General features: G+C 52.4%; 25 protein-coding genes and 1 other annotated feature. Of the genes, 15 read left to right on the top strand and 10 right to left on the bottom strand.

The features are described from left to right. Nucleotide 1 precedes the first annotated feature (1 nt). Both trpD and AC07NP_RS11795 read right to left on the bottom strand, forming a co-directional pair. On the bottom strand, nt 2-1597 hold the full coding sequence (gene trpD / locus AC07NP_RS11800; RefSeq protein ID WP_203361019.1) for a bifunctional anthranilate synthase glutamate amidotransferase component TrpG/anthranilate phosphoribosyltransferase TrpD: 1596 nt from the start codon (nt 1595-1597) through the stop codon (nt 2-4). Next, complete coding sequence (locus AC07NP_RS11795; RefSeq protein WP_494660584.1) at nt 1597-3159, bottom strand: anthranilate synthase component 1; 1563 nt, start codon at nt 3157-3159, stop codon at nt 1597-1599. Before AC07NP_RS11795 ends, trpD begins: the two co-directional genes overlap by 1 nt. A gap of 23 nt (nt 3160-3182) precedes the next feature. After that, nucleotides 3183-3276 (bottom strand) — a sequence feature (Trp leader region). A 157-nt stretch (nt 3277-3433) separates the two neighbouring features. Here AC07NP_RS11795 and rnm point away from each other — a divergent pair. The 3 genes from rnm to rluB all read left to right on the top strand — a co-directional run bounded on the left by rnm (nt 3434) and on the right by rluB (nt 5908). Further along, nucleotides 3434-4315 (top strand): RNase RNM, encoded by an 882-nt coding sequence (gene rnm, locus AC07NP_RS11790; RefSeq protein WP_494660583.1) that lies wholly within the window; start codon nt 3434-3436, stop codon nt 4313-4315. Then, the gene (locus tag AC07NP_RS11785; RefSeq protein WP_203361022.1) at nt 4312-4932 is read left to right on the top strand and encodes an L-threonylcarbamoyladenylate synthase; all 621 of its coding nucleotides are present in this window, start codon (nt 4312-4314) and stop codon (nt 4930-4932) included. Before rnm ends, AC07NP_RS11785 begins: the two co-directional genes overlap by 4 nt. A 100-nt stretch (nt 4933-5032) precedes the next feature. Next, a complete protein-coding gene (gene rluB, locus AC07NP_RS11780) occupies nt 5033-5908 on the top strand; it encodes a 23S rRNA pseudouridine(2605) synthase RluB (RefSeq protein WP_192612393.1) in 876 nt (291 codons plus the stop codon). An 85-nt stretch (nt 5909-5993) separates the two neighbouring features. Here rluB and cobO read toward each other — a convergent pair whose 3' ends face one another. Both cobO and AC07NP_RS11770 read right to left on the bottom strand, forming a co-directional pair. Then, nucleotides 5994-6584 (bottom strand): cob(I)yrinic acid a,c-diamide adenosyltransferase, encoded by a 591-nt coding sequence (gene cobO, locus AC07NP_RS11775; RefSeq protein ID WP_276294969.1) that lies wholly within the window; start codon nt 6582-6584, stop codon nt 5994-5996. Next, complete coding sequence (locus AC07NP_RS11770; RefSeq protein ID WP_494660582.1) at nt 6581-7342, bottom strand: YciK family oxidoreductase; 762 nt, start codon at nt 7340-7342, stop codon at nt 6581-6583. Before AC07NP_RS11770 ends, cobO begins: the two co-directional genes overlap by 4 nt. A gap of 236 nt (nt 7343-7578) precedes the next feature. Between AC07NP_RS11770 and sohB the strand changes: the two genes are divergently transcribed. Continuing rightward, nucleotides 7579-8625, top strand: coding sequence for a protease SohB (gene sohB / locus AC07NP_RS11765; RefSeq protein WP_494660581.1), 1047 nt, complete (start codon nt 7579-7581; stop codon nt 8623-8625). A gap of 35 nt (nt 8626-8660) precedes the next feature. Here the strand turns inward: sohB and AC07NP_RS11760 are convergent, their stop codons facing one another. After that, nucleotides 8661-8912 (bottom strand): YciN family protein, encoded by a 252-nt coding sequence (locus tag AC07NP_RS11760; RefSeq protein WP_162383544.1) that lies wholly within the window; start codon nt 8910-8912, stop codon nt 8661-8663. A 394-nt stretch (nt 8913-9306) separates the two neighbouring features. Between AC07NP_RS11760 and topA the strand changes: the two genes are divergently transcribed. The 6 genes from topA to acnA all read left to right on the top strand — a co-directional run bounded on the left by topA (nt 9307) and on the right by acnA (nt 16945). Then, nucleotides 9307-11904, top strand: a complete 2598-nt coding sequence (gene topA / locus AC07NP_RS11755; RefSeq protein WP_203361026.1) for a type I DNA topoisomerase — start codon at nt 9307-9309, stop codon at nt 11902-11904. 209 nt (nt 11905-12113) lie between these two features. Then, nucleotides 12114-13088 (top strand): HTH-type transcriptional regulator CysB, encoded by a 975-nt coding sequence (gene cysB / locus AC07NP_RS11750; protein ID WP_192612388.1) that lies wholly within the window; start codon nt 12114-12116, stop codon nt 13086-13088. A gap of 307 nt (nt 13089-13395) precedes the next feature. Then, a complete protein-coding gene (locus AC07NP_RS11745) occupies nt 13396-13554 on the top strand; it encodes a YmiA family putative membrane protein (protein WP_494660598.1) in 159 nt (52 codons plus the stop codon). Next, nucleotides 13555-13728: a YciX family protein gene (locus AC07NP_RS11740; protein ID WP_494660580.1), complete on the top strand. Its 174-nt coding sequence runs from the start codon at nt 13555-13557 to the stop codon at nt 13726-13728. 255 nt (nt 13729-13983) lie between these two features. Continuing rightward, a complete protein-coding gene (locus AC07NP_RS11735) occupies nt 13984-14079 on the top strand; it encodes a hypothetical protein (protein ID WP_238929220.1) in 96 nt (31 codons plus the stop codon). 190 nt (nt 14080-14269) lie between these two features. Continuing rightward, nucleotides 14270-16945: an aconitate hydratase AcnA gene (gene acnA, locus AC07NP_RS11730; protein ID WP_494660579.1), complete on the top strand. Its 2676-nt coding sequence runs from the start codon at nt 14270-14272 to the stop codon at nt 16943-16945. Between the two features lie 81 nt (nt 16946-17026). On the opposite strand, the gene ribA is transcribed toward acnA, so the two are convergent. Further along, nucleotides 17027-17617 (bottom strand): GTP cyclohydrolase II, encoded by a 591-nt coding sequence (ribA, locus tag AC07NP_RS11725; RefSeq protein ID WP_490470718.1) that lies wholly within the window; start codon nt 17615-17617, stop codon nt 17027-17029. A gap of 195 nt (nt 17618-17812) precedes the next feature. Here ribA and pgpB point away from each other — a divergent pair, with 195 nt between their 5' ends. The 5 genes from pgpB to yciH all read left to right on the top strand — a co-directional run bounded on the left by pgpB (nt 17813) and on the right by yciH (nt 21463). Continuing rightward, nucleotides 17813-18577, top strand: coding sequence for a phosphatidylglycerophosphatase B (gene pgpB, locus AC07NP_RS11720; RefSeq protein ID WP_494660578.1), 765 nt, complete (start codon nt 17813-17815; stop codon nt 18575-18577). A 150-nt stretch (nt 18578-18727) separates the two neighbouring features. Continuing rightward, nucleotides 18728-19036, top strand: a complete 309-nt coding sequence (gene lapA / locus AC07NP_RS11715) for a lipopolysaccharide assembly protein LapA (RefSeq protein WP_203361031.1) — start codon at nt 18728-18730, stop codon at nt 19034-19036. Between the two features lie 6 nt (nt 19037-19042). Beyond that, nucleotides 19043-20212: a lipopolysaccharide assembly protein LapB gene (gene lapB / locus AC07NP_RS11710; RefSeq protein ID WP_203361032.1), complete on the top strand. Its 1170-nt coding sequence runs from the start codon at nt 19043-19045 to the stop codon at nt 20210-20212. Nucleotides 20213-20399: 187 nt separating this feature from the next. After that, nucleotides 20400-21137, top strand: coding sequence for an orotidine-5'-phosphate decarboxylase (gene pyrF / locus AC07NP_RS11705; protein ID WP_494660577.1), 738 nt, complete (start codon nt 20400-20402; stop codon nt 21135-21137). Beyond that, nucleotides 21137-21463, top strand: coding sequence for a stress response translation initiation inhibitor YciH (yciH, locus tag AC07NP_RS11700; RefSeq protein ID WP_203361034.1), 327 nt, complete (start codon nt 21137-21139; stop codon nt 21461-21463). The genes pyrF and yciH overlap by 1 nt, the downstream gene beginning before the upstream one ends. Nucleotides 21464-21573: 110 nt before the next feature. On the opposite strand, the gene osmB is transcribed toward yciH, so the two are convergent. From osmB to pdeR, 4 genes are all read right to left on the bottom strand, one after another. Then, the gene (gene osmB, locus AC07NP_RS11695; RefSeq protein WP_162383533.1) at nt 21574-21792 is read right to left on the bottom strand and encodes an osmotically-inducible lipoprotein OsmB; all 219 of its coding nucleotides are present in this window, start codon (nt 21790-21792) and stop codon (nt 21574-21576) included. 268 nt (nt 21793-22060) lie between these two features. Next, nucleotides 22061-22813, bottom strand: a complete 753-nt coding sequence (gene yciT / locus AC07NP_RS11690) for a DNA-binding transcriptional regulator YciT (protein ID WP_494660576.1) — start codon at nt 22811-22813, stop codon at nt 22061-22063. 97 nt (nt 22814-22910) lie between these two features. Beyond that, nucleotides 22911-23102 carry a YciZ family protein gene (locus AC07NP_RS11685; protein WP_192612377.1) on the bottom strand — a complete coding sequence of 64 codons (192 nt, stop codon included), beginning with the start codon at nt 23100-23102 and terminating at the stop codon, nt 22911-22913. A gap of 177 nt (nt 23103-23279) precedes the next feature. Next, nucleotides 23280-25271, bottom strand: a complete 1992-nt coding sequence (gene pdeR / locus AC07NP_RS11680) for a cyclic di-GMP phosphodiesterase (protein WP_494660597.1) — start codon at nt 25269-25271, stop codon at nt 23280-23282. Between the last annotated feature and the right edge of the window lie 182 nt (nt 25272-25453).

Raw genomic sequence — 25453 nt, 5'->3', positions numbered from 1 at the left:
TTTACCCTCTTGCCGCCAGTGCGGTGACCCGGTCATACGCTGCACCGCTGCGCAGAACGGTGATCACGGTTTGCACATTGGCTTTCAAATCTTCCTCGCCATGCAGGCGCATTAACATAGCGACATTCGCAGCGACAGCAGCCTCGTGGGCGGCCTCACCTTTACCTTGTAGTAAGCGTGTCAGAATGTCACGGTTTTCTTCTGGCGTACCACCTGCCAGCTGTTCCTGATGATAAGGAGTGAGGCCAAAGTCATCCGCCGTCAGCGTATAGCTTTTGATTTCACCCTCGTTTAACTCGGCAACGATAGTCGGCGCATGCAAGGAAACTTCATCCATTCCACCGCTGTGGACCACCGCGGCGCGTTGGTATCCCAGAACGCGCAATGTCTCGGCAATCGGCAGCACCAGTTCAGCGCTGTAGACGCCAATCAGGGCCAGCGGCGGGTGCGCCGGGTTAATCAACGGTCCCAGCACGTTGAACAGCGTGCGCGTTTTTAACTGCTGGCGCACCGGCATCGCATGGCGAAAACCGGTATGGTACTTCGGTGCAAACAGGAAGCAGACACCGAGGTCGTCCAGCGCCTGGCGCGACTTGTCGGCATTCATGTCCAGATTAATGCCGAAGGCCGCCAGCAAATCTGAAGAGCCGGATTTACTGGAAACACTACGGTTGCCGTGTTTCGCCACTTTCATGCCGCACGCCGCCGCAACGAAGGCGCTGGCGGTGGAAATATTGATGCTGTTGCTGCCGTCACCGCCAGTACCGACGATATCGGCGAAGAGATAGTCCGGGCGTGGAAATGGCGCCGCGTTTTCCAGCAAAGCGGTAGCTGCCCCGGCGATCTCGTTAGGATGTTCGCCACGAATTTTCATGCTGACCAGCGCCGCCGCCAGTTGCTCCGGCTTCAGTTCGCCGCGCACCACGGCAGAGAACAACTGATGGCTCTCTTGCTGAGAAAGCGTTTGTGCCTGGTACAGTTTTTCCAGAATAGGCTGCAGCGTGTTGGTTTGCTCCAGCTTCTGTTGCGCCCACGCCAGCGTTTGTTCCAGTAAGCGGGCACCCTGCGTGGTCAGAATGGATTCCGGATGAAACTGGAAGCCGCAGACGCGATCCGCATCGTGACGTACTGCCATCACCATCCCGTTAAAATGGGCGTTGATGGTCAGTCCGGCAGGCACATTGCTGCCCACCAGAGAGTGATAACGCGCGACGGGCAGCGGATTTGCCAGACCGGCAAACATCGCCTGGCCGTCATGCTCAATGCTTGACGCTTTGCCATGCAGAATTTCGCCCGCCTGACCGACGTAGCCACCGTAGGCTTCAACAATCGCCTGATGACCGAGGCAGATACCGATAATCGGCAGTTTTCCGCGCAGACGGGTCAACAGCTCCGGCATGCAACCGGCTTCGCTTGGCGCGCCGGGGCCCGGAGAGAGCATCAGCACCGGGTTTTTCATCGTCGCAAGACGGTCAATCAGCGTCTGGGCAGGGATGTGGTTACGGTAAATCACCACATGATGACCGTTGGTCCGTAGCTGATCTGCCAGGTTGTACGTAAAAGAGTCGATGTTATCGAGCAGCAGAATGTCAGCCATTAGAAAGTCTCCTGTGCATGATGCGCGGTGGCGATAGCGCGCAACACGGCGCGCGCTTTGTTACGGGTTTCATCGGCTTCAGACTGCGGAACAGAATCGAGAACAACCCCGGCGCCAGCTTGCACGGTGGCAATGCCGTCTTCGACAAGGGCGGAGCGAATCACAATGCAGGTATCCAGATCGCCGTGGGCGGTGAAATAGCCGACGGCGCCGCCATAGCTGCCGCGACGACGCCCTTCGGCATTCGCGATGAGCTGCATGGCGCGGACTTTTGGCGCACCGCTAAGGGTGCCCATATTCATGCAGGCGCGGTAGGCGTGCAGGACATCCAGATCGCTGCGTAGTTCTCCCACCACGCGGGAGACCAGGTGCATTACAAAGGAGTAACGGTCAACTTTCGTCAGGTCGGCGACGTAGCGACTGCCTGGCGTACAGATCCGCGCCAAATCATTGCGGGCAAGGTCAACCAGCATCAGATGTTCGGACATCTCTTTGTGATCGGTACGCATCTCCAGTTCAATACGGCTGTCCAGATCCCGATCCAGAGAACCATCCGCGCGACGGCCGCGCGGGCGCGTTCCGGCGATGGGGTAGATCTCAATTTGACGGCTGGTGGCATCGTATTTCAGTGAGCTTTCTGGCGAGGCGCCAAACAGCGTAAATTCGTTGTCCTGCATAAAGAACATATACGGGCTGGGATTGCTCTTTTTCAGCACATCATATGCCGCGAGCGGCGACGGGCAGGGAAGTGAGAACCGGCGGGACGGGACCACCTGAAAAATCTCACCTGCACGAATGGCTTTTTGCATATTGCGTACAACGGCGCCGAACTCTTCATCGTTCTGATTGCATTCGCAACGCATATGCGGAACGGCGGTGACAGGTAACGGCGGCGCGGTCTCGGTCAACTGCTGGGTTAATTGTGCCAGACGCTGCGCCAGACGCTGGCGTTCAGCCGCATCCGCGGTAAAGATGCTGGCCTGAATGCGGGTGCTTTTCTTTTGATGGTCAATCACCATCAGCGTTTCGGCCAGGTAGAAGCAGTAGTCCGGGCAACGATTACCGGCTTCGAGCTGCGGTAAGTCTTCAAAACCGGCCACCAGGTCATAGGCAAACAGGCCGCCGAAGAACATCGCTTCCCGCTCCTGTGCGGGCACATTCACCAGATTTTGCAGCAGACGGAACGCATCAAACACGGAGAGTGAACACAGGCGGGCGTCTTCATCCAGCAGCGGGCTAACCGGCGGAAAATGGAGAACGCGACCTGATGCAAGTTGCTCGTTGTCGATCCCGGCAGGCAGTGCGGCATCCAGCAGTGGCAGTAAGGAAGCACCGTTATCTGATAACGCCTGAATAGTGACGGTGTCACCTAATGCGGTAATGCGCAACGCGCTATCGACCAGCAGCAGACTTTTGAGGTCATCTTTACTGTCGATGTCGGCGGATTCCAGTAACAGTGTGGCAGGGCGATCGCCGCAGACCTGATGGAACAGTGCCGTCGGATTTTCGCGGTAAGCGGCATCACAGGAGAGCAGTTCGAGTGTCGGTTTTTGTATTTGCATTGTTCTTCTCATTCATTCTGTTCAAAAAAAAGCCCGCTCAAATTGGCGGGCCGGGTATCTGGTTGCATATAGCTGCGAAGACACTGCCCGAAATCAGGAAGTGCGCCACCAACTTTGCAGTACGAATTGAGCTTTCATTTCAGATACCTTCTTCATGTGAACTTGCGTACTAGTTAACTAGTTCGATGGATTTTTGTCAACACCTGATTTCAGTATATTTGCCGGAAACGCTATGATGTCTGTGAAAGAGCCATTATTAAGACGGGAGCTCGCCTTGAGCGACACGAATTACGCAGTGATTTATGACCTGCACAGTCATACAACGGCGTCCGATGGACGGTTGACGCCAGAAGCGTTGGTACACCGTGCAGTTGAGATGCGAGTCGGCACGCTGGCGATCACCGATCATGACACCACAGCCGCTATTCCGGCGGCAAGAGAAGAAATTTCACGTTCCGGGTTAGCCCTGAATTTGATTGCCGGCGTCGAAATCTCGACGGTCTGGGAAAATCACGAAATCCATATCGTGGGGCTGAATATCGATATTGCCGATCCGGCGATGTGTGATTTCCTGGCCGAACAAACGGAGCGTCGCCAGCAGCGTGCGCGTTTGATTGCTGAGCGACTGGACAAGGCCCATATTCCCGGCGCGTGGGAAGGGGCGTTACGCCTTGCGGACGGCGGGGCGGTGACACGCGGGCATTTTGCCCGCTTTTTGGTGGAATGCGGTAAAGCAACCACCATGGCGGATGTGTTCAAAAAGTATCTTGCGCGTGGGAAAACCGGATACGTTCCCCCACAGTGGTGTACAATAGAACAAGCTATTGATGTGATTCATCATTCTGGCGGTAAGGCGGTGCTGGCCCATCCTGGGCGATACGACCTTAGCGCTAAGTGGCTGAAAAGATTGGTTGCGCATTTTGCTGAACACCGCGGTGACGCGATGGAAGTCGCGCAATGCCAGCAATCTCCCAATGAACGTACTCAACTGGCGACATTGGCGCGCCAGAATCAATTATGGGCATCGCAAGGGTCTGATTTTCATCAACCGTGCCCGTGGATTGAGTTGGGTCGTAAGCTCTGGCTGCCAGCAGGCGTCGAAGGCGTATGGCAGTTATGGGAGCAGCCCGAAGACACTACAGTGAGGGAAGTATGAGCCAGTTTTTTTATATTCATCCGGAAAACCCGCAGCCACGCCTGATTAACCAGGCTGTCGAGATTGTGCGTAAAGGCGGGGTGATCGTTTATCCAACCGATTCCGGTTATGCGCTTGGCTGCAAAATCGAAGATAAAGGCGCCATGGAGCGCATTTGCCGTATTCGTCATCTGCCAGACGGGCATAACTTTACGCTGATGTGTCGGGATCTGTCGGAACTGTCGACCTATTCCTTCGTGGATAACGTCGCGTTTCGTTTAATTAAAAACAACACGCCGGGCAACTACACCTTTATCCTGAAAGGAACCAAAGAAGTGCCGCGTCGCCTGTTGCAGGAAAAACGCAAAACCATCGGTCTGCGCGTGCCATCAAACCCGATTGCGCTGGCGTTGCTGGCCGCACTGGGTGAACCGATGCTGTCGACATCGTTGATGTTACCGGGCAGTGATTTTACCGAGTCGGATCCGGAAGAGATCAAAGACAGGCTTGAGAAGCTGGTTGATTTGATTATCCACGGGGGCTATCTCGGTCAACAACCCACAACGGTCATTGATTTAACCGATGATTCTCCGGTGGTCTTGCGCGAAGGCGTCGGCGACGTTAAACCTTTCTTATAAGGGCGCAACTCTGTATACTACGCGGCCTTAAAATGGCGCTGTACAGCGCCGTTGATTCTCCTGTTCGACGCCTGTGAAGGCGACACCTAAAGGAAGCTCTATGAGCGAAAAGTTACAGAAAGTGCTGGCTCGCGCTGGCCACGGCTCTCGCCGTGAAATCGAATCGATTATTGAAGCAGGTCGTGTGAGCGTAGACGGCAAAATTGCCACGCTTGGCGATCGCGTTGAAGTGACTCCGGGTCTGAAAATTCGTATCGACGGTCACCTGATCTCGGTGAAAGAGTCTGCGGAACAAATTTGTCGTGTTCTGGCCTATTACAAGCCTGAAGGCGAACTGTGTACCCGTAACGACCCGGAAGGTCGTCCTACGGTTTTTGATCGTTTACCAAAACTGCGTGGCGCACGCTGGATTGCGGTAGGGCGTCTGGACGTTAACACCTGCGGTTTGCTGCTGTTTACGACGGATGGCGAACTGGCAAACCGTCTGATGCACCCGAGCCGTGAAGTTGAGCGCGAATACGCTGTGCGTGTCTTTGGTCAGGTCGATGAGACCAAACTGCGCGATCTGAGCCGTGGCGTGCAGCTGGAAGATGGCCCTGCGGCCTTTAAAACCATTAAGTTCAGCGGCGGTGAAGGGATTAACCAGTGGTACAACGTGACGTTGACCGAAGGGCGTAACCGTGAAGTACGCCGCCTGTGGGAAGCCGTAGGCGTGCAGGTGAGTCGTTTGATTCGCGTACGTTACGGTGACATTCCGCTGCCAAAAGGTCTTCCGCGTGGCGGCTGGACTGAGCTGGATCTCGCGCAGACTAACTATTTGCGTGAACTGGTGGAGTTGCAGCCAGAAACCGAGTCAAAAGTGGCCGTCGAGAAAGACAGACGTCGCATGAAAGCGAATCAGATTCGCCGTGCTGTTAAACGTCACAGCCAGGTTGGCAGCGGTCGTCGTTCCGGCGGTCGTAACAACAACGGTTAACGCTTTTGTAGGCCTGATAAGCGTAGCGCCATCAGGCAATTGCGCGGTGCCGGATGGCGCCGCAAGCACCTTATCCGGCCTACAGTCAGTAATCGATACCCATTTGGGCTTTCACGCCCGCTTCAAAAGCGTGTTTGACCGGACGCAGTTCGCTCACGGTATCCGCCAGCTCCAGAATATCCCGATGGCAACCACGACCTGTGATGATCACCGTTTGATGCGCCGGACGTGCCTTTAAGGCGTTCAGGACCTCTTCAAGCGGCAGATAGTCGTACGCCACCATATAGGTCAACTCGTCCAGCACCACCATATCCAGCGTTGCATCGGCCAGCATGCGTTTACCATGCTCCCAGACGGCCAGACACGCGGCGGTATCCGCTTCACGGTTTTGCGTCTCCCAGGTAAACCCTGTCGCCATCACCTGAAACTCAACGCCATGGGGTTCAAGTAAATTCCGCTCCCCGTTTGGCCAGGTTCCTTTGATAAACTGCACCACGCCGACATGCTTTCCATGGCCGACTGCACGCGTTGCCGTGCCAAACGCAGCGGTTGTCTTACCTTTGCCGTTGCCGGTAAACACAATCACAATCCCGCGTTCGTCCTGTGCCGCTGCAACGCGGGCGTCAACCTTGTCTTTTACGCGCTGCTGGCGTTGTTGATAGCGTTCTTCACTCATTGGGCGATTCCTGGTTTACGGCCCGGTTGGGCATCAAAAGTCATACCGGTTTTACGACGGCTGTCATCGCCCATCAGCCACAGATAAAGCGGCATAATATCGGCGGGTGTTTTCAGTTTTAACGGATCTTCTGACGGGAAAGCGCTGGCGCGCATACCGGTGCGTGTGCCGCCAGGATTGATGCAATTGACCCGCAATTGACGATTTTGATACTCATCTGCCAGCACCTGCATCATGCCTTCCGTTGCAAATTTTGAGGTCGCATAAGCGCCCCAGTTAGCGCGGCCCTGTCGCCCGACGCTTGACGAGGTAAACACCAGTGAACCGGCATCCGATTTGAGTAATAAAGGAAGCAGCGCCTGCGTCAGCATAAATGTCGCGTTGACGTTAACCTGCATCACCTCCTGCCAGACCTGCGGATTCTGTTCGCTCATTGGGCAAATATCGCCGAGCAGTCCGGCGTTGTGTAATACACCGTCAAGGCGCGGGTAGTGCGCTTCAATGCGCTGGGCCAGCTGATAGCAATTCTCTGAGGTACAGGTCAGCAAATCCAGCGTAAACCACTGCGGCATTGAACCTGTTGTCCCGGCGATGGTTTGCGCCACCTGACGCAGTTTATCTTCGTTACGGCCGAGCAAAATGACGCTGGCGCCGTAGCGGGCATAGGTGAGTGCTGCCTCGCGGCCAATGCCATCGCTGGCGCCAGTGACCAGAATAATACGGTCCTGCAGTAAATCGTGTTTGGGTTGGTAATGCACGGCTACTCCTCGGCGACGCGTTGGGTCACCCTGCCAGTTGTCTTATCTTTTCATTAACTTTTTGGTTTTATGCCTGAAACCCTACGGTTTTTCAATCAGCCAACGGCGATAACGCCGTAAAATGAACACTTTGTCATGTTTTTCACTGAGTAACATCCTGATGGATGAAGCGAGACGGGTTCACAGGCCTGTTGTACACTGAGGCAAAGTTGGAATGTTTAACCAAGGTGGGACTCGTGGAATTGTTGTCTGAATATGGGTTGTTTTTGGCAAAAATCGTCACCGTGGTGGTGGCGATTGGCGTGATTGCCATGATTGTTGTGAATGCTACCCAGCGTAAACGTCAACGCGGTGAGTTACGGGTGACGAATCTCAGTGAACAGTATAAAGAGATGAAAGAAGAGCTGGCGATGAGCCTGCTGGATGGCGCACAACAAAAACTTTGGCATAAGGCGCAGAAAAAGAAACACAAGCTGGAGGCGAAGGCCGCGAAAGCCAAAGCGAAGTTGGGCGAGAGCGATGCTCGCGGGAAACCCCGTGTCTGGGTGCTTGATTTTAAAGGTAGCATGGATGCGCACGAAGTGAGCGCATTACGTGAAGAAGTGACCGCGGTGCTGGCGGTGTTTAAACCCCAGGATCAGGTGGTGGTTCGTCTGGAAAGCCCCGGGGGCGTTGTCCACGGCTATGGTCTGGCGGCGTCGCAATTACAGCGCCTGCGCGATAAGCAGGTTCCCTTAACCGTGACGGTCGATAAAGTGGCGGCCAGCGGCGGGTATATGATGGCCTGCGTGGCCGATAAAATTGTCTCGGCGCCGTTCGCCATTGTGGGATCGATTGGGGTCGTCGCACAAATTCCGAACTTTAACCGCTTCCTGAAAGGTAAAGAGATCGATATTGAGTTGCATACTGCCGGACAGTACAAACGTACGCTGACGCTGTTGGGGGAGAATACGGAAGAAGGGCGACAGAAATTCCGTGAAGATCTGAATGAAACCCATCATCTGTTTAAAGATTTTGTACAGCGGATGCGCCCGAGTCTGGACATCGAAAAGGTGGCGACTGGCGAACACTGGTATGGCCAACAGGCGCTGGAAAAAGGGCTGGTGGACGAGGTGAATACCAGTGATGACGTCATCCTTGATCTGATGGATGGTCGCGAAGTGCTGAGCGTGCGGTTTATGCAGCGTAAAAAACTGATCGATCGTTTTACGGGCAGTGCAGCAGAAAGCGCGGACAAACTGTTGCTTCGCTGGTGGCAGCGCGGGCAAAAGCCGCTGATGTAAACGAAAACGCGAGGCACTGGCCTCGCGTTTTGCTTTCAATCGATCAGGTGATACTTCTCAGAGAGCACATGGGCTAAATGTTTAAACATGTTAAACACCGCGGTGCTTTTTGGCGTCGGCAATCCTTGCTCGTCTAAAAAGTAATCGCCACTGAAGACCAGTACGCCGTTTCGCTGTGTCACACCGGTGGCTACAATCCCCGCCAGCGTGTCCTCATGCTCACGAATGATTTTGTTGGCTTCTTTCAGCAGTGTTTCACGATCGATGGGTTGAGTGTCTTTGTGCATTTTTTACTCCTTAAACAAGGACATTAGTCTACGCCGAGCGCCGCTTATGGGCAAATATTCCATGAGGAAACCGAGGGCTTTATGACAAGGGCGTCACTGGCGAGATTTGTTTTTGCATGCTAATAAAGTTGCGTAACGGATTTTATCAGGTACAGTGTGACGCTTTCGTCAATCTGGCAACAGAATTGCTTGACATTCAACCACAATTCCGTCGTGCTATAGCGCTTGTGTGCTAAAAAGCCTGTTAACTCAGTCTCCTGACTATTTCGTGCACACAGTCAGTTTAAGGGGTTGATATCCGTCGTCGCAGAGACCATATCGGTGTCTCGTCGCCAGCGGAAGGTGAATCAACGTGCGACGCATTCTGGAAGAATCAAATTAGGTAAAGGTGAATATGGGTAAAGCTCTTGTCATCGTTGAGTCCCCGGCAAAAGCCAAAACGATCAACAAGTATCTGGGTAATGACTACGTGGTGAAATCCAGCGTGGGTCATATCCGTGATTTGCCGACCAGTGGCTCAGCAGCTAAAAAGAGCGCCGACTCTACCTCCACCAAAACGGCCAAAAAGCCCAAAAAGGATGAACGTGGCGCGCTCGTCAATCGTATGGGGGTTGACCCGTGGCATGACTGGGATGCGCACTACGAAGTGCTGCCCGGCAAAGAGAAGGTTGTCTCTGAACTAAAACAGTTGGCTGAAAAAGCTGACCACATCTATCTCGCAACCGACCTTGACCGCGAAGGGGAAGCCATTGCCTGGCACCTGCGGGAAGTGATCGGGGGTGACGACACACGCTACAGTCGTGTGGTGTTTAACGAAATTACCAAAAACGCGATTCGTCAGGCATTTGAAAAGCCCGGCGAACTGAACATTGACCGTGTTAATGCACAACAGGCGCGTCGTTTTATGGACCGCGTTGTGGGCTATATGGTCTCTCCGCTGTTATGGAAAAAGATTGCGCGTGGTCTCTCTGCCGGTCGTGTTCAGTCCGTTGCGGTGCGCCTGGTCGTTGAGCGCGAGCGCGAGATCAAAGCGTTTGTTCCTGAAGAGTTCTGGGAAATTGATGCCAGCACGACCACGCCGTCCGGCGATGCGTTACCGCTGGAGGTCACGCACCAGAACGATAAGCCGTTCCGTCCGGTTAACCGCGAGCAAACGCTGGCGGCGGTGAGTCTGCTGGAGAAAGCGCGCTATAGCGTGCTGGAACGTGAAGATAAACCGACCAGCAGCAAGCCGGGCGCGCCGTTTATCACCTCCACGCTACAGCAGGCGGCCAGCACGCGTCTGGGCTTTGGCGTTAAGAAAACCATGATGATGGCGCAGCGCTTGTATGAAGCGGGTTACATCACTTACATGCGTACTGACTCAACAAACCTGAGTCAGGATGCAGTATCCATGGTGCGTGATTACATCGGCGACAACTTCGGTAAGAAATATCTCCCGGAGAACGCCAATCAGTACGCGAGCAAAGAAAACTCGCAGGAAGCGCACGAAGCGATTCGTCCCTCTGATGTTTCCGTCCTGGCGGAAGTCCTGAAGGATATGGAAGCCGATGCACAGAAACTGTATCAACTGATCTGGCGTCAGTTTGTCGCCTGTCAGATGACCCCGGCACAGTACGATTCCACCACGCTGACCGTTGGCGCAGGGGATTTCCGTCTGAAAGCGCGTGGCCGTATCCTGCGTTTTGACGGCTGGACAAAAGTGATGCCCGCGCTGCGTAAGGGTGATGAAGACCGCACGTTGCCAGCTGTGAATAAAGGCGATGCGCTGACGCTGGTCGAACTGACCCCGGCGCAGCACTTCACCAAACCACCGGCACGCTTTAGTGAAGCGTCACTGGTGAAAGAGCTTGAAAAACGCGGTATCGGTCGTCCGTCAACCTATGCGTCGATCATCTCTACGATCCAGGATCGCGGTTATGTGCGCGTTGAGAACCGTCGTTTCTATGCAGAAAAAATGGGCGAAATCGTCACCGACCGTCTGGAAGAGAACTTCCGCGAGCTGATGAACTACGATTTTACCGCGCAAATGGAAAACAGCCTTGACCAGGTGGCGAATCACGAAGCCGAATGGAAAGGGGTGCTCGACAACTTCTTCAGTGATTTTACTCAGCAGCTGGATAAAGCCGAGAAAGATCCTGAAGAGGGCGGTATGCGTCCGAATCAGATGGTGCTGACCAGTATCGACTGCCCAACCTGTAGTCGTCAGATGGGGATCCGTACCGCCAGCACAGGTGTATTCCTCGGTTGCTCCGGTTATGCCCTGTCGCCGAAAGAGCGCTGCAAAACCACCATCAACCTGGTGCCGGAAAACGAAGTCCTGAACGTGCTCGAAGGCGATGATGCGGAAACCAACGCCTTGCGTGCTAAACGTCGCTGCCAGAAATGCGGCACGGCGATGGACAGCTATCTGATCGATCCAAAACGTAAGCTTCACGTGTGCGGTAACAACCCGACGTGTGACGGTTACGAAATCGAAGAGGGCGAGTTCCGCATCAAGGGGTATGACGGCCCGATCGTTGAGTGTGAGAAATGTGGCTCTGAAATGCATCTGAAAATGGGGCGTTTTGGTAAATACATGGCCTGCACCAACGACGAGTGCAAAAACACCCGTAAGATTTTGCGTAACGGCGAAGTGGCTCCTCCGAAGGAAGATCCAGTTCCGCTGCCTGAACTGCCGTGTGAAAAATCCGATGCTTACTTCGTCTTGCGTGACGGGGCGGCAGGTATCTTCCTGGCGGCGAATACGTTCCCGAAATCACGTGAAACACGTGCGCCGTTAGTGGAAGAGCTGTACCGCTTCCGCGATCGTCTGCCGGAAAAACTGCGTTATCTGGCCGACGCGCCACAGCAGGACGCCGACGGTAACAAGACCCTGGTGCGCTTCAGTCGTAAAACGAAACAGCAATATGTTGCTGCGGAAAAAGACGGAAAAGCCACCGGCTGGTCAGCCTTCTTTGTGGACGGCAAGTGGGTGGAAGGTAAGAAATAACCGTTAACTGACAGTTATTTGGTGTAAAAAGGTCGCGAAAGCGGCCTTTTTTATGGGCGGCTTATTATTTTTTCGCCACGTCTATACACTACAAATATAAATGATATAGTGGTTATAGTTATCGACTTTCTTATTATTAAATCGTATTAGCAACTCGGCGGAGTTTGCTCTCAAACGATGATCTGATGGCACAAATCTGGATGGCTAACATGAAATTACAGCAGCTTCGCTATATTGTTGAGGTGGTTAATCACAACCTTAATGTCTCCTCAACAGCAGAAGGACTTTACACCTCCCAGCCGGGCATCAGTAAACAAGTTCGTATGCTGGAAGATGAGCTTGGTATCCAGATTTTTGCCCGCAGCGGGAAACATCTTACGCAAGTCACTCCGGCAGGGCAGGAAATTATTCGCATCGCGCGTGAGGTGTTGTCAAAGGTTGATGCGATTAAGTCGGTCGCCGGGGAGCATACATGGCCCGATAAAGGCTCGCTGTATATCGCCACCACGCATACTCAGGCACGCTACGCACTGCCAAATGTCATCAAAGGATTTATCGAGCGCTATCCACGCGTGTCGTTGCATATGCATCAGGGGTCACCAACCCAAATTGCGGAAGCGGTTTCCAAAGGCAATGCGGATTTCGCCATAGCCACCGAGGCGCTGCATCTGTACGACGATTTGGTCATGCTGCCGTGCTATCACTGGAACCGGTCTATTGTTGTGACTCCGGAGCATCCGCTGGCGGCGAAATCATCGGTCTCGATTGAAGAGCTGGCGCAGTATCCGCTGGTGACTTACACCTTCGGTTTTACCGGGCGTTCTGAGCTGGACACCGCGTTTACTCGTGCCGGCTTAACCCCGCGTATTGTCTTTACTGCAACGGATGCGGACGTTATCAAAACCTACGTCAGGCTGGGGCTTGGGGTTGGGGTGATTGCCAGTATGGCGGTGGACCCTATTGCCGATCCTGACCTTGTTCGTGTTGATGCGCATGATATTTTCAGCCACAGCACCACTAAGATCGGTTTTCGTCGTAGCACATTCTTACGCAGTTATATGTATGATTTTATTCAGCGTTTCGCACCGCATTTGACGCGTGATGTGGTAGATACCGCAGTGGCATTACGTTCTAATGAGGAAATCGAAGCCATGTTTAACGATATTAAACTGCCTGAGAAGTAATCGCGAAGGTGCTGTTTTTGGTATCTCCTGTTAGTGGGGGATACCAAAATAATGCCGGATATATCGGCCTGGAAATTGAATCAACGATCCTGAAAATAGTAACCGCATAATATTCAAGGTAATGAGGTCGTAAAGTAGTTATAAATTCCCTGCCTCGCAAATTTCACCCTTCAAATATTTATTTCGTGTCAAAAGATTGATTTATTCACTGGAAACGATGCGTAAATTCGCTGGATTTCTGACTAAAGTTTCTTTAGGATTTGTCTCATCTGATGATTAGTTGCATCAATCGTTTGGTGCTAAAACAATAAGTGATGTCGATTGTATGAGGTTAGCAATGCCGTCTGGAAACCAGGAACCACGCCGAGACCCTGAGCTGAAACGCAAAGCCTGGCTCGTGGTTTTTGTTGGCTCAGCACTGTTCTGGGTTGCGGTTGCGCTGTTGATCTGGAAAGTGTGGGGATAAATGATGGTCACACAAGAACAGCAGTCAGCCTTGTCAAAACAACTTCCGCATTGTGATGACGAGAAAGAAACAGCAACGGGATGCGTGACGCAAATTCCGGAGTCCTGGAATCTGACGCAACAGCAGCAGGCATTTATTGATTCATTTGCGGATGATGAGCAACAGAAAAAATAATCGATAAAATTCTTATTCTCACTTTTTAGTTCAGATTATTAATAGCCTGAGCTGTCATTATTTCTGCACCACAGCAATATCGCGCTGGGAGAATCTCAGTTAATTTTACCGGGTTCGAATTACCGTATCGCGGCAGATGAGAGAAGCCCTGGGGTTTACTACCGTCGGTGTCTGAGGTGGGTAAACGCGGTCGCAGCGCAGGTCGCTTGAAGTACGACGAGCATATTATTCTCTGAACAAATGCAGGTGTCGCTTATGCAAACAGGCAGTGTTAAATATTGGTCATGGCTAAGCACGTTCTTCGTCTCACTATTATTCTGGGCCTCATTGTTGGGGTTCGTGATCCGTTAATTTCCTTCTTCTCAATGCCCGATAGCGCCATGCTGTCGGGCATTATCTTGTGTTGACTCCCTCTTGCAACGTTCTTCCTCTTTTATCAATTCGGGTTGTTATCAAAACGTTACATTTTGTTTGTGTTATCTTTAATACTAACCCTGAGGAGAATCAGAGGTATCGCAAACCCTGTCATTAAGGAGGAGCTATGTCGTCAACCCTACGAGAGGCCAGTAAGGACACGCTACAGGTCAAAGACAAAACGTTGCATTACTACAGCCTGCCGCTGGCAGCTAAATCTTTGGGTGATATCACCCGTTTACCCAAATCATTAAAAGTTCTGCTCGAAAACCTCCTGCGCTGGCAGGATGGAGACTCGGTCACGGAAGAGGATATCCGGGCGCTGGCGGGCTGGTTGAAAAACGCCCATGCTGACCGTGAAATTGCCTATCGTCCGGCCCGTGTTCTGATGCAGGATTTTACCGGTGTGCCGGCGGTGGTCGATCTCGCCGCTATGCGCGAGGCGGTCAAACGTCTGGGAGGTGATACGGCCAAAGTAAACCCGTTGTCTCCCGTTGATCTGGTGATTGACCATTCGGTCACGGTCGATCATTTTGGCGATGAGGGCGCGTTTGAAGAAAACGTTCGACTGGAGATGGAGCGTAACCACGAACGCTATGTCTTCTTGCGCTGGGGGCAGCAGGCATTTAGCCGCTTCAGCGTAGTCCCCCCAGGAACCGGAATTTGCCATCAGGTGAACCTGGAATATCTGGGTAAAGCGGTCTGGAGTGAGTTACAGGATGGCGAGTGGGTGGCGTATCCGGATACGCTGGTGGGAACGGATTCACATACCACCATGATTAATGGACTGGGGGTATTAGGTTGGGGTGTCGGAGGGATCGAAGCGGAAGCGGCGATGCTGGGCCAGCCCGTGTCGATGCTGATCCCTGATGTGGTGGGATTCAAACTGACCGGTAAATTGCAGGAAGGTATTACCGCCACTGATCTGGTGCTGACGGTCACGCAAATGTTGCGTAAGCATGGTGTGGTGGGCAAATTCGTTGAATTCTACGGCGATGGGCTGGATTCGTTGCCGCTGGCCGATCGGGCAACTATCGCCAATATGTCGCCTGAATATGGGGCAACGTGTGGCTTCTTCCCGATTGATGCCGTCACCCTGGATTACATGAAATTAAGCGGACGTAGCGACGAACAGGTGGCGCTGGTGGAAGCCTATGCGAAAGCGCAAGGCATGTGGCGCAACACGGGCGATGAACCGGTGTTCACCAGTTCGCTGGAATTAGACATGGGCGAGGTTGAAGCGAGCCTGGCGGGACCGAAACGTCCGCAGGACCGGGTCGCTCTGGGCGATGTACCGAAAGCCTTTGCCGCCAGTAGCGCACTGGAACTGAACACGGCGCAGAAAGACCGGCAGCCTGTTGATTATGCTCTGAACGGTCATCAATATCAGTTGCCGGATGGCGCGGTCGTGATTGCCGCCATCACCTCCTGTACCAATACCTCAAACCCTAGCGTATTGATGGCCGCAGGGTTACTGGCGAAAAAAGCGGTGACGCTGGGACTGAAACGCCAACCCTGGGTTAAAGCCTCGCTGGCGCCCGGTTCAAAAGTGGTCTCCGACTATCTGGCAAAGGCGAAGCTTACGCCGTATCTCGACGAGCTTGGATTCAACCTGGTGGGCTATGGCTGCACCACCTGTATCGGTAACTCCGGCCCGTTGCCCGATCCTATCGAAACCGCCATTAAAAAAGGGGATTTGACCGTTGGGGCAGTGCTTTCAGGCAACCGCAACTTTGAAGGTCGAATCCATCCGCTGGTGAAAACCAACTGGCTGGCGTCACCGCCGCTGGTGGTAGCCTATGCGCTGGCCGGGAATATGAACCTTAATCTGGTGAAAGATCCGCTGGGTCATGACAAAAAAGGCGATCCGGTCTATCTGAAAGATATCTGGCCGTCGGCACAAGAAATTGCCCGCGCCGTTGCACAGGTCTCAACGGAGATGTTCCGCAAAGAGTACGCGGAAGTCTTTGAAGGCACGCCGGAATGGAAAGCCATTGAGGTTGAGCGCTCAGACACCTATGGCTGGCAGGAGGATTCGACGTATATTCGCCTGTCGCCCTTCTTTGACGAGATGCAGGCACAACCTGATCCGGTTGAAGATATTCATGGGGCGCGTATTCTCGCCATGCTGGGCGATTCTGTCACTACCGACCACATTTCCCCCGCCGGGAGCATCAAACCGGATAGCCCGGCAGGGCGCTATCTGCAAGGGCGTGGCGTAGAACGTAAAGACTTTAACTCCTACGGTTCGCGGCGTGGCAACCATGAAGTGATGATGCGAGGCACATTTGCCAATATTCGTATTCGTAACGAAATGGTGCCAGGAGTCGAAGGCGGCATGACGCGTCATTTACCGGGCTCCGACGTTGTGGCGATCTACGATGCGGCGATGCAGTATCAACAGGAGAAAACCCCGCTGGCGATTATCGCCGGGAAGGAGTACGGCTCAGGATCTAGTCGTGACTGGGCGGCAAAAGGGCCACGGTTACTGGGGATCCGCGTGGTGATTGCGGAGTCCTTCGAGCGTATCCACCGTTCGAACCTGATTGGGATGGGGATTTTGCCTCTGGAGTTCCCGCAAGGCGTGAGCCGTAAAACGCTTGGGCTAACCGGTGAGGAAATCATCGATATTGCGGATCTGCAAAAGCTGAAACCAGGCGCGACGATTCCGGTCACCCTGACCCGGACGGATGGCAGCACAGAGGTGGTTGCTTGTCGATGCCGCATTGATACGGCGACCGAGTTAACGTATTACCAGAATGATGGCATTCTGCACTACGTGATTCGTAATATGCTGCACTAAACGATCAAAAAAGCCTGCGTGAGCAGGCTTTTTCCCCCGGTAAGAGGGCGTTTTACTTACCGGACCGCGCAAGGCGGGCATTTACTCATCCAGCAAATGGCCCATTTTGGCGGCTTTGGTATCCAGATAGTGCGCATTTTTCGGGTTACGCCCGACAATCAACGGCACACGCTCAACGATATTGATGCCGGCTTCGGTCAGGATTTCGACTTTCTTCGGATTGTTGGTGAGCAGGCGAACTTCATCCACCCCCAGCAGCTTGAACATATCCGCACAGAGGGTAAAGTCACGCTCATCTGCAGCAAAACCTAACTGGTGGTTGGCTTCAACCGTGTCATAGCCTTGATCCTGCAACGCATACGCGCGAATTTTATTGAGCAGACCGATATTACGTCCTTCCTGGCGGTGATACATCAGGATACCGCGACCTTCTTCCGCAATGTGCGAAAGCGCGGCTTCGAGCTGAAATCCGCAATCACAGCGCAGGCTAAACAGCGCGTCACCCGTTAAACATTCAGAATGGACTCGTGCCAGGACCGGTGTATTCCCTGAAGTATCGCCATAGACCAGCGCGACGTGATCGTGTCCGGTTGCCAGTTCTTCAAATCCCACCATCAGGAAATCGCCCCATGGGGTTGGCAGTTTGGCTTCTGCCACACGTTTAAGCTGCATGTATTTCTCCAGATTATGCTGGCACCTGACGTGCCGTCGCCTGTTGGCTTCTGTATCGGTCTATTTTGCCATAAGCCGACGGACTTCACCTAATCACTGTCGTGTGTTCGAATTTGGAATGGCACAAATTTGTCAATTTCCCCGACCTGCGTCATTTTCGGTTATGATTGCGAGACTTATCAAAGGGGAGAGTTCATGCTTTCTATCGCCAAACGTACCACTGTCGGTGCCGCATTGTTACTTGCCATGCCTGTTACCGTATGGATATCGGGCTGGACCTGGCAACCGGGACACAATGTCTGGTGGTTAAAAGCCCTATACTGGGTAACTGAAACAGTCACTCAGCCCTGGGGAATTATCACCCATGTGATTCTGTGCGTCTGGTTTCTTTGGTGTTTACGCTTTCGCCTCAAAGCGGCCATTATGCTATTTGCGATCCTTGCGGCGGCGATTATGCTGGGGCAGGGAATAAAATCCTGGGTCAAAGAACGCGTACAGGAACCCCGTCCGTTTGTCATTTGGCTGGAAAAAACGCACCATATTCCTGTTGATGAGTTCTACACTTTAAAGCGTAAAGAACGTGGTAACTTAGTGAAAGAACAGCTGTCCGGACAGCATGATATTCCGAGCTTTTTACGCAAACACTGGCAAAAAGAGACGGGTTTCGCATTTCCTTCCGGACACACGATGTTTGCGGCCAGTTGGGCATTGCTGGCCGTGGGGCTGTTATGGCCCCGCAGACGAACCCTGACGATTGCGCTGTTATTGGTTTGGGCGACTGGCGTGATGGGGAGCCGGATGGTATTGGGGATGCACTGGCCTCGCGATTTAGTGGTGGCGACCGTGATATCCTGGCTTCTGGTTACGCTGGCGACCTGGCTGGCGCAACGGTTGTGCGGGCCTTTAACGCCGCCAGTGGAAGAGGTTCGTGAGATAGCTGAACGTGAACAAGAAGACTGATCGTGGTTGATTTTCCGTAATTTGCCCTTAAATCATTTGTTGGCAGGGCGCTTTTCCATTTCGCACTCGTCGTGAAAATGGTAATTTAACAGGATGAATGCGGTAAGTTGAACACGATTTATTCGCTCAAACCACATAACGGGAAGTAATGTGAAATATTTACTCATTTTCTTACTGGTGTTGGCGATTTTTGTTATTTCGGTAACATTGGGTGCGCAAAACGATCAACAGGTGACGTTTAATTATCTGTTGGCTCAGGGCGAGTATCGTATCTCTACCTTGCTTGCCGTCTTATTTGCCGCAGGTTTTGCCATTGGTTGGCTGATTTGCGGTCTGTTCTGGCTGCGTGTTCGCGTTTCGCTGACGCGTGCAGAACGTAAAATTAAACGACTGGAAAACCAGCTTGCACCTGCGACCGACGTTGCGGTAACTCCCGATTCGTCGGTTGCGAAGGAATAATCATTTATGTTGGAGTTGTTGTTTCTGCTTTTACCTGTAGCGGCAGCGTATGGCTGGTATATGGGTCGCAGAAGTGCGCAACAAACAAAGCAGGATGAAGCTAACCGCTTGTCTCGCGATTATGTCGCTGGGGTTAACTTCCTCCTGAGTAACCAACAGGACAAAGCGGTGGACCTGTTCCTCGATATGCTAAAAGAGGATACCGGCACCGTTGAGGCTCATCTCACCCTCGGAAACCTGTTTCGCTCACGTGGCGAAGTCGACAGGGCTATTCGTATTCACCAAACCTTGATGGAAAGCGCATCGCTAAGCTATGAACAGCGTCTGCTGGCGATTCAACAGCTTGGCCGTGATTACATGGCGGCAGGGCTGTACGATCGTGCTGAAGACATGTTCACCCAACTGATAGATGAGACCGACTTTCGTATCAGCGCGTTGCAGCAGTTGCTGCAAATCTACCAGGCGACCAGCGACTGGCAAAAAGCGATCGACGTGGCGGAACGGTTGGTGAAACTTGGCAAGGATAAACAGCGTATTGAGATTGCCCATTTCTACTGCGAGTTAGCACTGCAACAGATGGGCAGTGACGATATGGATCGTGCTATGGCGCTGTTAAAGAAAGGTGCCGCGGCAGACAAAAATAGCGCCAGAGTCTCGATTATGATGGGGCGGGTCTACATGGCAAATGGCGACTATGCCAAAGCGGTTGAGTGCCTGCAGCGCGTCATCTCTCAGGATAAAGAGTTGGTAAGCGAAACGCTGGAAATGCTGCAAACCTGCTACCAGCAGCTCGGGAAGAATGACGAATGGGCTGAGTTTTTACGTCGGGCAGTAGAAGAGAACACCGGCGCCGCTGCGGAATTAATGCTGGCTGATATTCTGGAAGGGCGCGAAGGCAATGATGTCGCTCAGGTCTATATCACCCGTCAGTTGCAGCGTCATCCTACGATGCGCGTATTCCACAAACTGATGGATTACCACCTAAATGAAGCAGAAGAAGGGCGCGCCAAAGAGAGTCTGATGGTGCTGCGCGATATGGTCGGCGAACAGGTGCGCAGTAAACCCCGTTATCGCTGCCAGAAGTGCGGCTTCACGGCGTATACGCTGTACTGGCACTGTCCTTCCTGCCGTGCGTGGTCGACCATCAAGCCTATTCGCGGTCTTGACGGCCAGTAGTTTTAAAAAAAATCTCATTTTAGTTACAACATCCTTGTTGTTTTTCATCCCGCAACCTCCGGCAATCGTGCAACGGGGTCTGGCAGGAGCGTAAACGAGTCTGTTAATTTGAGCCTCTCGCGGGTAGAATGCACGCCGTTTACCTATTTCGCGCCACCCCCGGCGCCCATCATAAGAAGGTCTGGTCATGACGTTTACTGCTTCATCTTCTTCTCGCGCTGCTACTGATTCTCCTGTCGTTGTTGCCCTGGATTATAATAATCGTGATAAAGCGCTGGCTTTCGTCGACAAAATCGATCCCCGTGATTGCCGCCTGAAAGTGGGCAAGGAGATGTTCACGCTCTTCGGGCCGCAACTCGTTCGTGACTTGCAACAGCGTGGGTTTGATATCTTTCTCGACCTGAAATTTCACGATATTCCCAATACCACCGCCCATGCGGTTGCTGCCGCAGCAGAACTTGGCGTGTGGATGGTCAATGTGCACGCTTCGGGTGGGGCGCGAATGATGACCGCCGCACGTGAGGCATTAACACCTTTTGGCAAAGACGCGCCATTGCTGATTGCGGTAACCGTGTTGACCAGTATGGAAGCGAGCGACTTGCTTGATCTCGGCGTGACGTTGTCACCTGCAGAGCATGCAGAACGGCTGGCGCGTTTAACGCAAAACTGTGGTCTGGACGGTGTAGTCTGTTCAGCGCAGGAAGCCGTACGCTTCAAGCAGGCGTTTGGTCAAGCGTTTAAACTGGTGACGCCGGGTATCCGTCCTCAGGGGAGTGATGCTGGCGATCAGCGTCGTATTATGACCCCGGAACAGGCGATGTCTGCGGGTGTGGATTATATGGTGATTGGCCGTCCGGTGACGCAGTCAGAAGACCCTGCGCAAACCCTGAAAGCCATCAACGCGTCTCTGAAACGAGGAGCATAATGAACGATTCCAACAGTCGTCTGGTGTATTCAACAGACACTGGCCGTATTAATGAGCCAGAGGTGGCGCCTGAGCGTCCTAAAGGTGATGGCATTGTCCGTATTCAGCGTCAGACCAGCGGTCGTAAAGGTAAAGGCGTTTGCCTGATTACCGGTATTGATATGGATGATGCTGAGCTGACAAAACTGGCCGCTGAACTGAAGAAAAAATGTGGTTGCGGCGGTGCGGTGAAAGAGGGTGTCATTGAAATTCAGGGTGATAAGCGCGACCTGATTAAATCGTTGCTGGAAGCCAAAGGAATGAAAGTCAAATTGGCTGGCGGCTAAAGAAAAAAGCCACGGTATTTTCCGTGGCTTCAAATGCAGCGGTAAATATTATTTTAAGTCAGACCAGGTCAGAAATAGTGTATTTTTGTATCGAGCCGGTCAACCGTAAATTACTTACCCACCTGGTGGCCGATAATACCACCCACAGCAGCACCACCCAGCGTACCCAGCGCGCTGCCGTCAGTTAAGACCGCGCCGCCGACTGCACCAGCGCCTGCACCAATTGCCGTGCTGCGGTCTTGTTTTGACCAGTTAGAACATGCGCTCAGAGACATCGCAAGGGTAATTGCCAGAACCGCGGCGGTCATTTTTTTGCTCGTTGCAAACATAATACTTTCTCCTGAATTAATGATTCACGGAAGCAAGTCTCTTTAACTATAGCTAAAATAGAGGCCATCAAAGAAGCATTCCGTAAAACCGTGTTGCGCAGGTGTGTAGTCTATTATCACGCAGGTGATAGTCACTTCCTGTTATATCGCTAACATTAATTTTACGACTTTGATTCATTTACTAAAGGTAAATAGTCTTAATTGGCTGATCGGAAAAATCTCAGAGAGAGGCGATGATTTGCCGGGCGGCAAATCATCTGAAAAGCGGTCAGGCCTGGGATTCAATGATGTTCACCGTCAACCCGGCGAGCTCCAGTTCCTGTTGGTCGGTAGCGCTGATTTTTGAATCAGTAATCACACGGTTGAACCTGGATAATGGGCCGAGCGTATACGGGTGTACGGTGCCAAATTTAGAACTGTCGGTCAGCACAATGGCCTCTGCCCCTTTTTCGAGAACCGCATTGACCACATCAGAACGCATCATATCCCGTCCCGTAAATCCGGTTTCAGGCTGCCAGCCATCAATCCCGATGAACGCCTTACTGAAGTGAACCTGTTGGATGAACTGTCGGGTTAAGGGGCCGACCATACTTTCACTTTTTTTCTGATAGATCCCACCCAGCAGGATCACTTCGCAGTCCGTTTCCTTCAGCAAATGTGCAATGTAGCTGCTGACGGTAATAATCGTAACGTCTTTTTGTTCAGCCAGCGTTCTGGCCAGCAGCGCGTTACTGCTGCCGTTTTCAATAAAGACCGATTCTCCCGGGTTGACCAGAGAAGCCGCAAACTCGGCGAGCTGATGTTTGAGGGTGTAGTTAGTCATCATGCGCGTTTCAACATCTTCACTGTCCAGTGAAACGGCAAAACCATGAGCGCGGCGCAGATAGCTCTGTTTCTCGAGCGTGTTGAGATCCTGTCGAATCGTCACTTCAGAAACACCGGTGATTTTTGCCAGCTCGGCCACACTCATGCGGCCTTTATCAATCACCATTTGTAAAATAGATTGTTGTCGGGAATTCATAGCTTTAATTTTTATAATGGTATCCATACCGTGGAGTAAAAGAATGCTACGTAGTCTGAGTCAGGTTATGCCCGACGTCAGATGGAGCCCTGTATTGTTAGATCTCCCAAGGAGACCTGGGGTGTTTTGACGACGATTCCACATCGTCTTTCACCTGGCTTAACAACTCAGCCTTCAGTATTTCAAGGTTATGAATGGCAGAGTGGTAATCGCCAGCGACAAGGATATCCAGCACGGTATCAATTCGCTCAGCGACACGTTGTGCGTCGATATCAGACATGGTTGTCATCCTTACGTCGGAATGTATTTGATTTTAATGATGCAGAAAATCATCGCAAAAGAGAAGGGAAAAATAGGATTACTCGCAACCCGTGAGAGATATCATATCTTCTGTCATTACAGACAGATAGGTTTGCGCTGAAATGACCTTTATTCTGTACGGTCAACGTCTCCTTGAGCGCCAACGCTAGCGTCTTTTTTTGTTCAGATACCGTTTATACCAGCGTTCAAATGCGGCGGCGGGCATCGGTTTGGCAAACAGAAAACCTTGCCGTTCGTTGATGCCATTCTTGGTTAAGAACGCATCTTCCTTCGTGCTTTCAACCCCTTCAGCAATCACCTGCAGATTCAGTGCCTGCGCCACTGCAACGATGGCGCGGACCAGCGATTGCGAGATGGACTGCTTGTGTATGTCTTTGACGAAGGTGTGATCAAGTTTGATGGCGTCAATCGGGAATCGGGCAAGCTGCGACAGGGAGGAGTACCCGGTCCCAAAATCATCCAGATGTATTTGCGCGCCCAGTTGGCTAAATTGTTGGATGACGGATAACGCAAGTTCTTCATTTTCAATCAAACAACTTTCCGTCAATTCGACATCAATGGGGCAATACTCAAAGTTAAGCTTATTAAGAACCTGCTTCAGGTCAGTAAAAATCGTCTGATCGGCGAGCTGTCGGGCAGAAATGTTAACCGCGACACGCAGATGAATCCCTTTATCGCGCCATTCGGCAACCTGTCGGACGACCTCGAGGATCACCCAGCGCCCCAGCGGAACAATTAAGCCAGACTCTTCAGCATACGAGATAAATTCACTGGGAGGGATCAGCCCGCGCTCGGGGGATTGCCAGCGCACCAGCGCTTCCAGGCTGCGAACTTCGCCTCGCCAGGTCAGTTTGGGCTGGTAGTGAATCAGCAGTTGATCGCTTTCGAGGGCTTTACGCAGATGGGTATCCAGCCACAGATATTCGAAAACCCGTTGGTTCATTTCGGGGGAGAAAACGCAAAACTGACCGCGTCCGCCTTCTTTGGCGGTGTACATTGCCGTGTCAGCGTTGCGGATCACGCTTTCGCTGTCGTGGCCGTGCTGAGGGGCCATCGCAATGCCAATAGAGCATCCGGTATGCACTTCGATCAGGCCGATACGGAAGGGCTGGCGTAAACGCGTTAAAATGCGGGAAGCAACGGCCTCAAGTGAACCCTGAGAAGTGTGGGTGGCAAGAATGATAAATTCATCACCGCCCAGGCGGGCCAGTAGCTGATTCTCCTCCAGACAACTGAGGATCGCCAGTGACACGGCCTGCAATAACTGATCGCCAAACATATGTCCGTAGGCGTCGTTCACTTTTTTGAAATTATCCAGATCGAGATAAACAATACCGACCTGACTTTCCCCGGTGCTATCAATGGCGTCATCGATCAGCTCATGAATGGCATTACGATTGGGGAGTCCGGTAATCGTGTCGGTATTGGCTAGCACCCGCAGGCGTTCCTGTGCGCGGCGTTCTTCGGTGATGTCGGTCCCTGAGCAGATCAGATAGATTTCATTTTTTCCGCTACCGCTATGAACAAACTTATTACGAAACAGAAACAGGCGTTGGCCTTTCCGGGTCTTTACCCAGCGCTCAATTTCGTAAGAGTTACCGTTACGGAAAAAACCGTCAATGTTACGCCGTGAGGCGGCGGCTTCGCGGCGGCTCATAAATAACTTAAAAATGCTTTGCCCGATGACTTCGTGCTCTTTCAGGCCGGTATACTCTTCGCAGAGACGGTTAAAGCGCTGAATATTGCCCCGGCTATCGAGGATCACAATGGCGGAATTGGCTTCGGAGACGACCTGTTCGGCAAAGGATAATCCTTGCACCAGATCGCGGGCGACGGAAGGGGTATCGTGCCAGGCGGATGCGCTGCCTGCCCATTTACGTTTATTGATTTTTCGACCCACCAGATGCACTGACAGATCGTAATCGTCGATGGGCAGCGTCATCATCAGGCTGGAGGTAATCACGGTCATTTCCCGAATGCGGTTGGCTTGTTCGGGCGTGAGTTCGACGGACTGATCCGACTGTGCCGTCTCGGTGACCGATAAGTGCAGGATGTTGCAATCTTCCGACAAGTGCCAGTAAGGGCTGTGCGTCCCCAGGTAGCTAAACAAAGTGACCTGTCCCTGAATGTTTTTCATCATGCATACCGTCCCGTTTAAAACACTACAGCCTTCAGGCGAAAGGTTAGCCATGAATCCTGTATGGTAACTATGGCTGAACATCTTGTTTTATTTATATTTTAATTTGTAATCCAGATTTAGAAAAATGCATACTCATTACAGTGAAATAACCAAAAAAACGTAATGAATATTTAAAGTGT

The sequence above is a fragment of the Citrobacter sp. GW821-FHT07H02 genome (assembly GCF_059418505.1).
This window is presented reverse-complemented; position numbering and strand designations above follow the sequence as displayed.

Bases quoted from the DNA above. Each gene is read 5' to 3' on its own strand.
- trpD (WP_203361019.1), bottom strand. From the start codon at position 1,597: ATGGCTGACATTCTGCTGCTCGATAACATCGACTCTTTTACGTACAAC.
- AC07NP_RS11795 (WP_494660584.1), bottom strand. From the start codon at position 3,159: ATGCAAATACAAAAACCGACACTCGAACTGCTCTCCTGTGATGCCGCT.
- AC07NP_RS11785 (WP_203361022.1), top strand. From the start codon at position 4,312: ATGAGCCAGTTTTTTTATATTCATCCGGAAAACCCGCAGCCACGCCTG.
- rluB (WP_192612393.1), top strand. From the start codon at position 5,033: ATGAGCGAAAAGTTACAGAAAGTGCTGGCTCGCGCTGGCCACGGCTCT.
- cobO (WP_276294969.1), bottom strand. From the start codon at position 6,584: ATGAGTGAAGAACGCTATCAACAACGCCAGCAGCGCGTAAAAGACAAG.
- AC07NP_RS11760 (WP_162383544.1), bottom strand. From the start codon at position 8,912: ATGCACAAAGACACTCAACCCATCGATCGTGAAACACTGCTGAAAGAA.
- topA (WP_203361026.1), top strand. From the start codon at position 9,307: ATGGGTAAAGCTCTTGTCATCGTTGAGTCCCCGGCAAAAGCCAAAACG.
- cysB (WP_192612388.1), top strand. From the start codon at position 12,114: ATGAAATTACAGCAGCTTCGCTATATTGTTGAGGTGGTTAATCACAAC.
- AC07NP_RS11740 (WP_494660580.1), top strand. From the start codon at position 13,555: ATGATGGTCACACAAGAACAGCAGTCAGCCTTGTCAAAACAACTTCCG.
- AC07NP_RS11735 (WP_238929220.1), top strand. From the start codon at position 13,984: ATGCAAACAGGCAGTGTTAAATATTGGTCATGGCTAAGCACGTTCTTC.
- acnA (WP_494660579.1), top strand. From the start codon at position 14,270: ATGTCGTCAACCCTACGAGAGGCCAGTAAGGACACGCTACAGGTCAAA.
- ribA (WP_490470718.1), bottom strand. From the start codon at position 17,617: ATGCAGCTTAAACGTGTGGCAGAAGCCAAACTGCCAACCCCATGGGGC.
- pgpB (WP_494660578.1), top strand. From the start codon at position 17,813: ATGCTTTCTATCGCCAAACGTACCACTGTCGGTGCCGCATTGTTACTT.
- lapB (WP_203361032.1), top strand. From the start codon at position 19,043: ATGTTGGAGTTGTTGTTTCTGCTTTTACCTGTAGCGGCAGCGTATGGC.
- pyrF (WP_494660577.1), top strand. From the start codon at position 20,400: ATGACGTTTACTGCTTCATCTTCTTCTCGCGCTGCTACTGATTCTCCT.
- yciH (WP_203361034.1), top strand. From the start codon at position 21,137: ATGAACGATTCCAACAGTCGTCTGGTGTATTCAACAGACACTGGCCGT.
- osmB (WP_162383533.1), bottom strand. From the start codon at position 21,792: ATGTTTGCAACGAGCAAAAAAATGACCGCCGCGGTTCTGGCAATTACC.
- yciT (WP_494660576.1), bottom strand. From the start codon at position 22,813: ATGAATTCCCGACAACAATCTATTTTACAAATGGTGATTGATAAAGGC.
- AC07NP_RS11685 (WP_192612377.1), bottom strand. From the start codon at position 23,102: ATGACAACCATGTCTGATATCGACGCACAACGTGTCGCTGAGCGAATT.
- pdeR (WP_494660597.1), bottom strand. From the start codon at position 25,271: ATGAAAAACATTCAGGGACAGGTCACTTTGTTTAGCTACCTGGGGACG.